The following is a 13,890-nucleotide window of genomic DNA, read 5'->3' on the forward strand; positions in this document are numbered from 1 at the left end:
TGCACCGCCCAACTCTATACTAAATGGTATCACTGCAAATCTATCTCTCAACGATGACTTCGCCCACTAATCAGGCACTGCCTCGTTTCGATGTTTGCAATCATCATCAAAAAAAGCTAAAATAATGGGTAATAAGAAATCGAAGGAAATATATCCAAAAAAAAGAAAAAAATCGCTTGATTCATACAAAAAGACCTCCTGCCGCAAGCACAGCAGAAGGCCCTTAATCTAACTATTCAAGGAAATCTTTAAGCCGTTTGCTGCGGCTTGGATGACGCAATTTGCGAAGTGCCTTCGCTTCAATCTGACGAATCCGTTCTCTCGTTACACCAAACACTTTACCTACCTCTTCAAGTGTACGTGTCCGCCCGTCGTCAAGCCCGAAACGGAGACGCAGAACGTTCTCTTCACGCTCAGTCAGTGTATCAAGTACATCCTCCAATTGCTCCTTCAGTAATTCATACGCAGCAGCATCAGCCGGTGCAAGTGCTTCCTGATCCTCGATAAAATCTCCGAGATGAGAATCATCTTCTTCACCAATCGGTGTTTCAAGCGACACTGGTTCTTGCGCAATTTTCGTAATTTCCCGTACCTTTTCCACACTTAGATCCATCTCAGCCGCGATTTCCTCTGGCGTCGGTTCGCGCCCTAGCTCTTGCAGCAGTTGTCTGGATACACGGATCAATTTGTTAATGGTCTCCACCATATGAACAGGGATACGAATTGTACGAGCCTGGTCAGCAATCGCACGCGTAATCGCTTGACGAATCCACCAAGTTGCATAGGTACTAAATTTAAAGCCTTTGTTGTGGTCGAACTTCTCAACCGCTTTGATCAGACCCATATTCCCTTCCTGGATCAGATCAAGGAAGAGCATACCGCGGCCTACATACCGCTTAGCAATGCTGACAACGAGACGTAAGTTAGCTTCAGCGAGCCGACGTTTTGCTTCCTCGTCTCCATTCATGATTCGCTTAGCCAGTTCAACTTCATCGTCTGCTGACAACAGCGGCACACGTCCGATTTCTTTCAAATACATGCGGACCGGATCATTAATTTTGATACCAGGAGGAAGACTCAGATCATCATCAAAATGAAAATCATCACCCTCTTTATCCTCAGAGTCATCATTAGGCCGTAGTGGGTTATCATCATCACTCTCATTTACCACATCAATTCCTAAATCACTGAGTTGTTCATAGAACTCATCCATTTGCTCAGGGTCTTGATCGAATGGAGACAGCTTCTCCATGATCTCTTTATAATTCAAAGACGACCTCTTTTTGCCCTGCTCAATCAGCTGGTCTTTTACTTGATCCAGCGTCAATTCTGTTTCTAGTTCAGCATGCTGATCATTCGCCATACTTCGACTCCCTCCTCCCTAGAAACATGGTATGATAATTACAATCATTGTCTCTCTAGGGTTATAATCTCACTTGCGATTTGTGCTGCACGCAAAAAGTCTCCGGATCGTTCGGCAGCAATCATTTCCTCTTTTTTAGAATCGATCTGCTGTAATACCGGATACTTTAATACCTCTTTGATACAATCATCCAGTGCTCCGTGATCCCACTGCTCAGGCGTATCCATCATGGAAATGGAGCTTACCGTTTTTTCAAGACGATCGTCTTGAAGAGACAGCATAAACATCCTTAGATCCGGCGGTTTGCCTTGAGCGTAATAAGCATATAGATAAGCAGCGATAGCTGCATGATCGCTAATGTTAAAGGCTTCACCAAGACGTTCACCAACATATCTGGCCGCCTCATCATCTTGAAGCATCCAGGACAGAAGCCTTCGTTCGGCCGTATGATAGGCAGGAAGTAAATTAGGTGTAGGAATCTGCCTATTTTGTTGCCTACCATTATTCCACCTTTTGTCGTTATTATCCCCATAATGCTCGTTTTTTTGCATTTGCTGCCTTTCGAGATTGCATTCCTGCTTCAGTGTCTCAAAATCCACATGCACATCGGAAGCAAGCTCCCGCAAATACACCTCTCTCTCCGTAGGAGAAGAGAGTGGAGCAATTAGCTTGATGGCCTCACGCGAATAAGCAATCCGGCCACCTTCTTCTAGCAGTATATGGTTTTTTTTCAAGTTTATAAGTCTAAATTTTAACGGTGGAACAGCACCTTCAATGATCTGATGAGTGAAGCGGTCTCCGCCATGCTTGCGAATAAATTCATCAGGGTCTAAACCATCTGTCAGAAGCGCAACCTTTGCTTGGATCCCTGCCGACTCCAGGATCGGTAAATTCTTAAGTGCGGCAGCTTGACCGGCGCGATCACCGTCATAACAGATAATTACCTCATCACTGAGAGATTTAAGCATACGGGCTTGATTTTCCGTCAGGGCAGTCCCCATTCCGGCAACCCCATTCTGAATTCCATGCTCCCAAGCAGAGATCACATCGCCATAGCCTTCAAACAGAATGGCTTGTCCTTTCTTACGGATCGAAGCCTTCGCATGATCCATATTGTAGAGGACACGACTCTTGTTAAAGAGCCTCGTCTCCGGCGAATTAAGATACTTCGGCTGGCCATCACCCATAATTCGGCCTGCAAAGGCAATAATTTTGCCACTGCTGTTCTTAATTGGGAACATGACACGGTCTCGAAAGCGATCTACATACCCTTCGCCTTCATTTCGGGCTGATATCAATCCGCCCTTCTCCATTTCAGCAAGCGGAAACTCTCGTTTCGTGAGAAACTGCACAAGTGTACTCCAACCGGCCGGAGCATATCCAATCTGAAAATGGTCAATCGCTTTGTCATTCATACCCCGATTACGCAAATATTCAATTGCTGCCTTACCGTACTCCGTATTCTTCAATAAATAATGGTATAATTTAGCAGTAAGCTCATAAGCCTGCAGCAAACGTTCTGTTTCAGGATTATGATGTGCGACATCACGCCCTTGCCATTCCCCAAGAGGAATATGGCTCTCTTCTGCCATCGTCTTAACAGCCTCGGGAAAGGTTAATCCTTCGATTTCCATCCTGAATTTGATGGCGTTGCCTCCCTTGCCGCAGCCGTAGCAATAGAAGATTTGGCGTTCTGGTGTAACCGTAAAGGAAGGGGTATTCTCTGAATGAAAAGGACAAAGCCCTTTCATATACTTACCCTGCTTGGTCAGATGTACAAACTTACTTACCGTGTCGACGATATCATGTTGACTCAGCACTGATTCGATAACACTTTCCGGTATGTTACCCTGTCCGGCACTCATCTTAACCACCTTCATCTCTTTAACACGTAAATAATTATTCGCTAAACTTACACAATCTCCTGCAAATCCTTCAAAAGTTTTGTCAGTTTATGTTGAAATAACTTCCTGTCCTCATCTGTCATGGGCTTTGGACCCTTACCATACTGGCCTCTTTTCCTAGCTTTCGCGTGCGAATGCCGAGTATCGAGCAAAAAATCGATATCTTGATTGTCGATTATTCTGCCTCGGAATGTAATTACGCTGCAGGATTTGGCCAGAGCTAATGCAGCAAGTCCATAATCCTGGGTTACAACAATATCTTGTGCCTTGATATGATTAGCAATATACAGGTCAGCACTTTGGTCACTCCGGTCAACATGCACAATCGTCGTCCCTTCCCCGCCTTCCAGCCGATGGTCGTAGGAGGACACCATGAGCACATGAATCTGAAATGATGCTGCGGCAGTCTGAATTTCACGTTTTACGGGACATGCATCCGCATCCACCACAATTTTCCTATGCAATATTCATCACCTGTCCGGGATATTATTATATACGCCTTCGTGCATCGTAATTCCTGCTCTAATCTCCACATGGAAAATAAAGGACAAATACGGAACGGAGCCTATCCCCCGTTCCGTATATTTATTTCTTACCGCTTTACCTTTTTAAGCAAATATCAGGCACTCAATTACCAGACAAGCTTGGAGAAATCTGCAAAGGCCTTCAAGTCTTTGTCAATGGATGCGAGTAGACCCAATCGATTGGCTCGAATCGCTTCATCCTCAGCCATCACCATAACAGAGTCGAAGAAGGAAGTGATCGGCTCCCTCCATTCAGCTGCAATGCTTAGTGCCTTCTCGGCATCTCTTGCTCCCAATGCCTCGCGATAAGCCTGCGCTGTGGAGCTCCATGCTTCATATAATGTACGCTCACCTGCTTCGACAAAAACCTCCTCAGTCACAGAGGCGCTGGATGCCTTAGCTGCTAGGTTACCTACACGGTTAAACGAATCGACTGTGGTTTTGAAATCTTCCGTAGTCTCTACCGTGCTCATCAGCGCTGTACCACGATTTACTACAGATACGATATCGTCATACCCTGCGCTGATCACTGCATCTACAACATCATAACGCATCGTTTCAGACAGAAGCTTCTTAACACGAAGAGCGAAGAACTCCTGCAGATCCTTATGGATGTCATCCTTGGACCGCTTCATCACTCGCATATTCTCATGAATCTCGATTCCAATCTCAAAAATCTCATCAAGTGTAATCGGCAGCTTATGATCCAGCGCGATTTGTACAATACCTGCGGCTTGACGACGCAGCGCATATGGATCCTGAGAGCCTGTAGGGATAATACCGATAGAGAAGCATCCTACAATCGTATCTATTTTATCCGCTATGCTTACAATTGAACCTACAATAGAAGCAGGGACTGTATCAGAAGCACTTCTTGGCTGGTAATGCTCAAATACAGCCTTTGCTACTTCAGGACGTTCGCCTGCACGCAGCGCATAATCTTCACCCATGACACCTTGCAGCTCTGGGAATTCATACACCATCTGAGTGACAAGATCGAATTTGCATATATCCGCCGCACGACTTACCAGCTCGACTTGATCTGCTGACACCTGAAGCTTGGCTGCAAGCGTATCAGCGATCTTGCGGATGCGGCGAACCTTGTCTCCCACCGTACCGATCTCCTCTTGGAATACAATGCTCTCAAGCTTGGAGAGCGCATCCTTGATCTGCAGCTTCTGATCTTCCTCATAGAAGAACTTCGCATCAGACAGACGGGCACGCAATACTTTTTCATTCCCTCTTGCAATGACGTCAAGGGATTCTGCTCCTCCATTGCGAACCGTAACAAAATAAGGCAGCAATTTGCTGTTATCGTCCAGAACTGGGAAGTAACGCTGATGCTCTCTCATCGAAGTAATGAGCACATCCTGAGGGATATCCAGGAATGATTCTTCAAATGAACCATAGAGCACAGTCGGTGTTTCAACGAGAAACAGTACTTCTTCCAGCAGATCTTCTTTAATCGCAATCGTCCAATTCTTCTTAGCTGCCAGAGCTTCGATCTGGCTCACTATAAGGGCACGGCGCTCTTCAATGTCAACAATAACATGCTGTTCACGAAGGGCCTCTGCGTATGCAGACGGCTCTGAGATCGTCGTGTCTGAACCGAGGAAACGATGTCCTCTCGATACATTCCCCGACTTCACCCCTGCAATCTCAATATCGACAACATCCGAACCGAACATCGCCACGATCCAGCGAATCGGTCTAACAAATTTCAAGTCATACGAAGCCCAGCGCATAAATTTAGGGAAGGTCATCGCATGCAGTACCTGAAGCAGTCCGTCAGCAAGCACCTCTGAAGTCTGGATACCTTTACTGCTCTTCGTAGCATAGATATATTCTACGCCGCCCAGTTCTTTGAATGTAAACTGCTCCGGATCTACACCTTGGCTTCTTGCGAAACCAAGTGCAGCTTTGCTCCAGTTTCCGCTGTCATCGAGCGCAATTTTACGGGAAGGACCTTTAACTTCTTCCTCTACATCCTCCTGCTTCTCAATAACGTCCTTGATGATAACAGCCAAACGACGTGGAGTGGCATAAGCCAGAACTTCTCCATGAGTAACTCTTACACTGTCCAGCCATTTAACAAGCCTGTCTTCGAGCTGCTCAATTGCTCCCCGAACAAAACGTGCAGGCACTTCCTCAAGACCGATCTCAAACAATAAATCTCTAGACATTATTGTGCACCTCCTTGTTTGAGCAGCGGGAATCCGAGCTTCTCGCGTTCCTCCAGATAGGTAGCCGCTACTTGTCTAGCCAAATTCCGCACTCTGGTAATATATCCTGTGCGTTCAGTAACACTGATTGCCCCTCGTGCATCAAGAAGGTTAAACGTGTGGGAACATTTAAGAACATAATCGTAAGCTGGGAATACCAAATGCTGATCCATCGCTTTTTTGGCTTCTTCCTCATACATATTGAACAGCGTGAACAGCATACGCACATCGGATACCTCGAAGGTATACTTGGAATGTTCAAATTCCGGGTGCTTAAATACGTCGCCGTATGTAATGCCATCAACCCATTCTAGATCAAATACGTTGTCTTTATCTTGAATATAAGAGGCAAGACGCTCCATACCGTACGTGATTTCGACGGACACTGGATGCGTTTCAATACCGCCTACCTGCTGGAAATAAGTAAATTGAGTGATCTCCATTCCATCCAGCCATACTTCCCAGCCTAGTCCTGCACAGCCAAGGGAAGGGTTCTCCCAGTTGTCTTCAACAAACCGGATATCATGCTTCTTAGCGTCAATGCCAAGAGCCTGAAGGCTCTCCAGGTAGATCTCCTGGATATTATCTGGTGAAGGCTTAATAATCACCTGGAACTGATGATGCTGATACAGTCGATTTGGGTTCTCTCCATACCGGCCATCCGACGGCCGTCTAGAAGGCTCTACATAAGCTACCTTCCATGGCTCAGGACCAATCGAACGCAGGAAAGTCATCGGATTCATCGTTCCGGCGCCTTTTTCCGTATCATAAGGCTGAACAATAATACAGTTGTGCTGTGCCCAGAAATCTTGCAGCGTCAATATCATTTGCTGAAAGTTCATTTTCATTTCTCCTTTGCAAGGTAAACTATTTCAAGTGCGCAAGGACAGCAAAAAGCCCCCGTCCTACGCCTGATGTTCAGACGTAGGGACGAGAGCTACTCCCGCGGTTCCACCCTACTTGACTGCACTCCGAGGGAGTACAATCCACTTTTCCGTATCCATTTCATGCTCACGAGTGCCATTTCCTAAACCCGACCTGCCGGACTTTCACCATCTCCGACTCGCTCATTAGCCAAAGGTCCTTTATTTAGTACTTTCTCGATCAACACATGTCTCGTATAGAGATATTACTATGAATAATAGCTTATATGTCAGGTCGTTGTCAAGCTGAGCTCCTGCATCGAAGCTTCTTCACTTCGAAGTCCTTCGAAGGCTGCCCTTCTCCATCAAAATCCGTATTTGTCCATTTGATCGAGAAAATTACGGGATTTTAAAGTGAGGCCAAGCTGTTGATCCATGAAAGCTCGCATGATCTTCTTGATCTCCAGTTTGGTCTCATCACGAACAGAGACGCTTCCCAGACGCTGCAGATCGACCATAGTAAATAAACGAAGCAGCTTCAGCGCTCTTGGAGAAATAGACATGGCAGGTGGATCGAAATGCTTGCATGCTCTGCACAGTGTGCCGCCGAGGCCTGGACTTATAAAATATTCCTCGTCCGGTCTTTCTCTGCCGCAGGATATGCAGGCCGTCAATTCAGGCGCATAACCCGCGGATTGCAATATTTTCATTTCATAAAGAGATATGATAACAGCGGGATCTTTATCCTCATTCAGTGCCGTAAGGCATGCCTTTAATTGCTTAAACCAAAAGCTTCCCGTCTCCTCATCCTGCAGCACGCGGTCGAGCAGCTCACAAGCATAAGAAGCATAAGCAGCTTTGACGATGTCCTCACGCAGCAAATGGTGAGATTCAATAATCTCACCTTGGTTTAACGTTCCGAGCCCTTGATTGCGAAAAAATACATATTCTCCGTGAGTGAAGACTTGTGTCAACGCGGCATGCCGGCTCTTCGGTTTCTTGGCTCCACGAACCAGAACTCCTATTTTGCCTCCACTTTCGGTGCAAAGCGTAATAATTTTGTTCCCCTCACCGTAGTCCATACTGCGGATGACGATGCCTTCCAGCCTATATAGCATGTCTCATCCCCCAATAGAAAGTCATGCTGTACTCTTTTAAGATTCGGTCTGTAATTCATCATAAGCCTCTCCCTCTGCGTCAGCTTCTGCCCCTGCTTCTCCCGTGCTGCACGCACAGGAATCCTTGTATAGCAGATAGGCATCGACATCTCCAGTCTTTGCAAAATACGTCCACGAAAAATCTCGCACAAGTATTCATCCTCTCTTCGGAAATGACGTGATAAGCATCTACGAATAGGATGTGCAGGGCTGCTGTTTCTATGCGATACATTAACTGGAATTGCATTGACGAGAGGCAGCGGCTGATCATGCTTGCTGACCGAAATTATGCGTCCCGATGGAAGCCTAAATCCTTAAGTACACGCTCTTGATTACGCCAATCCTTCTTCACCTTCACCCACAGCTCCAAAAATATTTTGGAGCCGAGCAGTCTCTCAATATCTTGTCTGGAACGCTTTCCGACCTCTTTAAGCAGCGAGCCCTGTTTGCCGATAATAATCCCTTTTTGCGAATCGCGCTCTACGAAAATAACAGCAGATACCTGCACCGTTCCATTCTCTTGCACGCGCATATCCTCAATGGTGACTGCAATGGAATGCGGTACTTCCTCACGGGTCATGTGCAGAATTTTTTCACGAATGAGCTCTGCAATGACGAATTGCTCCGGGTGATCTGTAATCTGATCATCAGGATAATACTTCGGACCTTCTGGCAAATACTTTTTGATCTGATCCATTAGTGTATTGACATTATTACCGAATTTGGCTGAGATCGGCACAATTTCTGCAAAATCAAGCAGATTGCGATACTGATCAATGAGAGGCAGCAGTGCTTCAGGCTCTACCTGATCAATCTTGTTCAGTACGAGGAACACAGGCGTCCGGACATTTTTGAGCTGTTCGGCAATAAAGCGGTCCCCGCCGCCCATGCCTTCAGAAGCATCGACCAGAAATAATACTGCCTCTACTTCGGAGAACGTATTGAATGCCGTTTGATTCATGAAATCTCCCAGCTTGGACTGGCGTTTATGAATTCCGGGTGTATCCAAAAATACGATCTGGTTATCCTCTGCCGTATATACCCCGTGAATTTTGTTACGAGTAGTTTGAGGCTTATCCGACATTATGGCAATTTTTTGCCCGATGACTTGATTCATCAGCGTAGATTTTCCTACATTGGGTCTGCCAATAATGGCAACAAATCCAGATTTAAAAGCGGTTTTAGACATATTTTCCTCCAAAAAGGGTCAACACCCTTATCCTTTTTATGCTTTCTCCAGAGCTTCCGGCCCAAAAGCGCCGGGCAGCAGCTCGCTAATCGTTGTCTCTTGAATTTCGCCCTTGAGGTTTCCTAGATATACAGGCATGCTGCTGTCACATAGTTCTAGTATAACTTGCCGGCACACCCCGCACGGTGCAATAGGCCCTTCCGTGTCGCCTACGACAGCCAGTGCTTTAAATTTGCGGGGAGCGTGACCACTCGCGATCGCACTGAACAGAGCTGTTCGCTCTGCGCAATTACTCGGACTATAAGCTGCATTTTCAATATTACATCCATGATATATATACCCATCTTCCCCTAGAAGCGCAGCACCTACACCAAATTTGGAATATGGAATATAGGCCTTCTTTCGGGCCTCGATCGCTTCCTGCATGAGCTGATTTGCATCCATATTTGTACCTCTTTTCGATTATTGTGAACGTTTATAACGATAGATATGAATTACAAAAGCCATCTAGTGAATGGTTTAAGGTAAACAAAAATCCCAATAATGACGGCAAAAACCGCCGCCAGCAGTACAGCTCCGGCAGCGGTATCTTTGGCAGCTTTGGCCAGCGGGTGAATCTCAGGGGATGCAAGGTCAACAACGAGCTCAATCGCTGTGTTAAGCAGCTCGGTTACCATTACAGAGCCTATCGCCAAACAAACGAACATCCAATCCGTACGTGAAATATCCAGAAGCCATCCGGCAGTAACGGCGATGAGAGCAAGAACCGCATGAACCCGTAGGTTCCTTTGTGTTCTAAAACCGTACATCAGCCCTTCCATCGCATTTCGGAATACATCCACTATGGACCGTTGCTTCATTAGCGTGTCAACCCGACGCTTGCCAAGACAGCTTCTTGTTTACCCATCATTTCCGCTTCGCTCGTTTCATCCTGATGATCATATCCGAGCAAATGAAGAAAGCCATGAACAAACAAAAATCCAAGCTCCCTTTCCACAGAATGACCGTATTCCTCGCTCTGCGCGATGGCCGTAGGGACGGAAATGATGATATCACCAAGTACATCCGGTACATCCATTGATTCGCCTTCCTCGAGCTCATATACAATGTCAAGCTCTTCATCCAGCGTTTCATTCATCGCAAATGAAAGCACATCCGTAGGACGATCAATTCCGCGGTACTCCTTGTTCAGTTCGTGAATCTCCTCATCATTGACAAAGGTTAATGCAACCTCACCTTCATCTACCCCTTCCATTTCGGCTGCTTTTTCAAGCAGCTGAGTGAGAAGGGAGATAAGCTCATCACTGATATTATATTGCTCTTGATTATTATCCCATGCAAGCTGCACACTCATATTAGCATGCTCCTTTGTTTCAATGAATGATTGAATCCATTTCACAACTGCAGAGCTAAAGGTATTATGAAATGGATTCGATTTGTATTAACTATCTTTTGGTTTCTTGATCTCTTCAGGATACTCAATTCTCGAATGAAAAATCCCCATGACCGTCTCTTTTAGCGTCCTGGAAATAATATCGAGCTCCCTCATGGTAAGGTCACAGTCGTTAAGCTGATGATCATCCAATCTGCTCTTCACAATCTTCTCAATCATGGATTCAACCTGCTGCACGGTAGGTTTACGAAGGGACCGCACTGCAGCCTCTACACTGTCCGCGATGCCCACAATAGCCGCTTCTTTGGACTGAGCCTTGGGTCCCGGATATCTGAAATCTTCCTCCGTGAAATCCGGCTCTACGCCAGCCTCCTCGGCCTGTTTCAGCGCCTTATGGTAGAAATAATGGAGGAACGTCGTACCATGATGCTGCTCCGCAATATCTCTTATCCGTTTAGGAAGCTTGTAATCCTTCTGCATCTCTACACCATCTCTGGCATGCGAAATGATGATGGACTTGCTTAGCTTCGGATCGAGCGTATCATGCGGGTTCTCCATATTATTTTGATTCTCGATAAAATAAATCGGTCTCTTCGTTTTGCCAATATCATGATAATACGAACCGACTCTGCATAGCAGCCCGTCCGCGCCAATCGCTTCTGCGGCAGCCTCTGACAAATTGCCGACCATGACACTATGATGATAGGTCCCTGGAGTTTCCGTCAGCAGCTTACGCAGCAGTGGATGGTTCGGATTCGACAGCTCCACCAGCTTGAGCGCTGACAAAATACCGAATAATGATTCGAAGAACGGCATAAGCCCGATGGCAAGGACAGCCATCAAAATACCGCCAGCAAATGCAAAGCCTACACTATACATCGCTGCTGTACGATCCCATTCTGCATTGCCAAGGATGGCCAGCATAAACACAACTAGCGAGCCGATGAGAGAAACAATGATACCGCTCTTAAGCAGGGTTGAGCGCTGACTCGCCTTATCCGTTGCAAATATAGCGGCAAAGCTGATAATAATCGTAAACAGCCCAAAATTAAAGTCGAAATTCTCATTCAGCTGTGTATTCAGGATAATGCTGCTCAGTATACCGAAGATAATAGCACACATATAAGCAAGCGGAATATCCAGCAGCAGCGTAATCAGCATGACGCCAATCCCAACAGGAGCCAAGTAGCCGACATAGGCTCGGTTGTCATTTTGTAAGAAGCTTACGATGTGCATGCAGCCGATCGTAATTGCGAAGATGCAGAGCAGCATCAGAAGCTGAGCATTATGGTATTTAAACTCTGGACTGCTGATTTGTTTCATATAGATTAGAATTCCAAGTGACAAACCGAAGGATAAGAGCAGCAATCCAAGCTGAGGCCAGTAGTTGACTTCGTCGCGAAGCAGCTTGTTGTCTTCCAGCAATTTGTACACTTCTTCGGTAATAATCTCACCTTTGGCTACAAGTGTTTCGCCCTCTTCAATGAAGACCTGAGGTGTGTTCTCTCTAGCTCTTGCCTTGGCTTCCTTCGTTGCTTCTTCATCATAGAACTTGTTTGCCGTTATAACAAACCGAGTAAGCTCCTGTACGACTTCACGTGCAGTTCTATCCGTCAAGGAGCTTGTATTCACCATCTCAGCTACCTTAGCTCTTGGAGTTGAAGCATCCGTAATCTGGTCAACCATCAATCTGGATACGAGCTCACGGGCAACAGGCTTCATTTCCTGAATCTGTTCAGAGGACAGCCGGGCAATCTTGATATACGTTTCCTCCGGAATCCGGTATGACTGCTCCTGAGTTACTCGATGAATCTCATCAAGAAGTGCATCCGAATAAGTGCCTGTTCCCCGGTTGTTATTGATATAATTCGTAATCGAGTCACTGAGTCTCTGGGGAATTTCATCCTTGTAGATCTCAATTTTATCTTCTCGGGAAATATCATCCTGATTGAGTCTGTCAATCCGATCCAATATGGAGGTCACCAGGTTCTCATTTCGTAAGGATACAATCTGATAAACTGGCTGAACCGCTTCAGCCGCTTCCTCTGCTGCAATCGCTCTTGCCTGATTGTCCTGGATCTGCATCGGCGCTTTAATTTCCTTCTCGCTACGAGTTCCCTGCGCAATATCGTATCGTTCAGGCAGAAGACCAGGAGCCAGGCTGACGTAAAACAGAATCATCAGAAACAAAAACAGAAGATAGCGGATCCCTCTGCTATTCTTCCATCCCAGCTTTCTATTCTGAAAAGATTTGTCCTTCGACAATTCCTTAAGGGTCATCCCACGACAATCCCTTCCTATTCTTGATTTTCGGCGGCCCGGTCATATGCAGTAATAATTTTTTGTACGAGTGTATGCCGCACGACATCCTGTTCAGTAAAATAGACAAACCCGATTTCTTCCACACCTTCGAGAATTGCCTTAGCATCAATGAGTCCCGATTTTTTTCCGCGGGGAAGGTCGATTTGCGTCACATCACCGGTAATGACCATCTTCGATCCAAAACCAAGCCGTGTTAAGAACATCTTCATCTGTTCCGGCGTTGTGTTCTGAGCCTCATCGAGAATAATGAATGAATCGTCAAGTGTTCGTCCACGCATATAAGCAAGCGGAGCGATCTCGATCAATCCGCGTTCTAGTGCTTTGGCTGTCTGATCGGGTCCCATAACGTCATATAAAGCATCGTACAAGGGTCTAAGGTAAGGGTCCACCTTCTCCTGCAGATCACCTGGCAGGAAGCCGAGGTTCTCGCCCGCTTCCACGGCGGGACGCGTCAGCACAATCCTTTTGACAGAGCCTTCCTTCAGCGCGGCAACCGCTAGAACGACAGCAAGATACGTTTTACCTGTACCTGCCGGGCCAATGCCGAACACGATATCACGTTTTTTGATCGTCGTTACATAATGCTTCTGGCCAATCGTCTTTACTCGAATCGGCTTGCCGCGATATGTATTCGTAATCTCACCTTTAAATAGATCAAGAAGCTGATCTGCCCGCAGATCCTTAGCGAGTTCAATGGCATACTGGACATCTCTTTCAGATAAGATATGGCCATTCCGGATCAACGCAAGCAGCACTTCAAACAGCTGTCCCATGATCTCTACTTCCTGTTCCTTGCCTCTAATTGTTATTTCTGCTTCCCGGGAGTCGACAGTCGCCGGAATCTGCGATTCCATCATCTTAAGAAAAGCGTCCTGTGGTCCAAATAACGACTGCCCTTCTCCCGCGTTCTGAAGCGAGATTCGAATGCTGTAATTATTTACTGACAAATAGCC

At 46.2% G+C, this 13,890-nt stretch carries 13 protein-coding genes; all 13 read right to left on the bottom strand.

The genetic code is table 11. The features are described from left to right. Window positions 1-232: 232 nt before the first annotated feature. The 13 genes from rpoD to BK126_RS14610 all read right to left on the bottom strand — a co-directional run bounded on the left by rpoD (window position 233) and on the right by BK126_RS14610 (window position 13,884). The gene (gene rpoD, locus BK126_RS14550; RefSeq protein WP_047910833.1) at window positions 233-1,363 is read right to left on the bottom strand and encodes an RNA polymerase sigma factor RpoD; all 1,131 of its coding nucleotides are present in this window, start codon (window positions 1,361-1,363) and stop codon (window positions 233-235) included. A gap of 44 nt (window positions 1,364-1,407) precedes the next feature. Continuing rightward, window positions 1,408-3,228, bottom strand: a complete 1,821-nt coding sequence (dnaG, locus tag BK126_RS14555) for a DNA primase (RefSeq protein ID WP_076313268.1) — start codon at window positions 3,226-3,228, stop codon at window positions 1,408-1,410. Between the two features lie 47 nt (window positions 3,229-3,275). Beyond that, the gene (locus BK126_RS14560; protein WP_076313269.1) at window positions 3,276-3,734 is read right to left on the bottom strand and encodes a YaiI/YqxD family protein; all 459 of its coding nucleotides are present in this window, start codon (window positions 3,732-3,734) and stop codon (window positions 3,276-3,278) included. Between the two features lie 164 nt (window positions 3,735-3,898). Beyond that, a complete protein-coding gene (glyS, locus tag BK126_RS14565) occupies window positions 3,899-5,974 on the bottom strand; it encodes a glycine--tRNA ligase subunit beta (RefSeq protein WP_076313270.1) in 2,076 nt (691 codons plus the stop codon). Further along, the gene (glyQ, locus tag BK126_RS14570) at window positions 5,974-6,855 is read right to left on the bottom strand and encodes a glycine--tRNA ligase subunit alpha (RefSeq protein ID WP_047910829.1); all 882 of its coding nucleotides are present in this window, start codon (window positions 6,853-6,855) and stop codon (window positions 5,974-5,976) included. The genes glyS and glyQ overlap by 1 nt, the downstream gene beginning before the upstream one ends. A 386-nt stretch (window positions 6,856-7,241) precedes the next feature. Continuing rightward, on the bottom strand, window positions 7,242-7,994 hold the full coding sequence (gene recO / locus BK126_RS14575; RefSeq protein ID WP_076313271.1) for a DNA repair protein RecO: 753 nt from the start codon (window positions 7,992-7,994) through the stop codon (window positions 7,242-7,244). Window positions 7,995-8,030: 36 nt separating this feature from the next. Continuing rightward, the gene (locus BK126_RS14580; protein ID WP_076313272.1) at window positions 8,031-8,183 is read right to left on the bottom strand and encodes a YqzL family protein; all 153 of its coding nucleotides are present in this window, start codon (window positions 8,181-8,183) and stop codon (window positions 8,031-8,033) included. A gap of 136 nt (window positions 8,184-8,319) precedes the next feature. Next, complete coding sequence (gene era / locus BK126_RS14585; RefSeq protein WP_047910827.1) at window positions 8,320-9,222, bottom strand: GTPase Era; 903 nt, start codon at window positions 9,220-9,222, stop codon at window positions 8,320-8,322. Window positions 9,223-9,258: 36 nt separating this feature from the next. Beyond that, the gene (locus tag BK126_RS14590) at window positions 9,259-9,666 is read right to left on the bottom strand and encodes a cytidine deaminase (protein ID WP_076313273.1); all 408 of its coding nucleotides are present in this window, start codon (window positions 9,664-9,666) and stop codon (window positions 9,259-9,261) included. A gap of 50 nt (window positions 9,667-9,716) precedes the next feature. Continuing rightward, entirely contained in the window at window positions 9,717-10,082 is a 366-nt protein-coding gene (locus BK126_RS14595; RefSeq protein WP_076313274.1) for a diacylglycerol kinase family protein, read from the bottom strand. Further along, the gene (ybeY, locus tag BK126_RS14600) at window positions 10,082-10,576 is read right to left on the bottom strand and encodes an rRNA maturation RNase YbeY (protein ID WP_076313275.1); all 495 of its coding nucleotides are present in this window, start codon (window positions 10,574-10,576) and stop codon (window positions 10,082-10,084) included. Before ybeY ends, BK126_RS14595 begins: the two co-directional genes overlap by 1 nt. A gap of 87 nt (window positions 10,577-10,663) precedes the next feature. Then, window positions 10,664-12,895, bottom strand: a complete 2,232-nt coding sequence (locus tag BK126_RS14605) for an HD family phosphohydrolase (protein ID WP_076313276.1) — start codon at window positions 12,893-12,895, stop codon at window positions 10,664-10,666. Window positions 12,896-12,912: 17 nt separating this feature from the next. After that, window positions 12,913-13,884, bottom strand: coding sequence for a PhoH family protein (locus tag BK126_RS14610; RefSeq protein ID WP_076313277.1), 972 nt, complete (start codon window positions 13,882-13,884; stop codon window positions 12,913-12,915). Window positions 13,885-13,890 lie beyond the last annotated feature (6 nt).

Source organism: Paenibacillus sp. FSL H7-0326, from assembly GCF_001955535.1.
Lineage (GTDB): Bacteria > Bacillota > Bacilli > Paenibacillales > Paenibacillaceae > Paenibacillus > Paenibacillus shunpengii.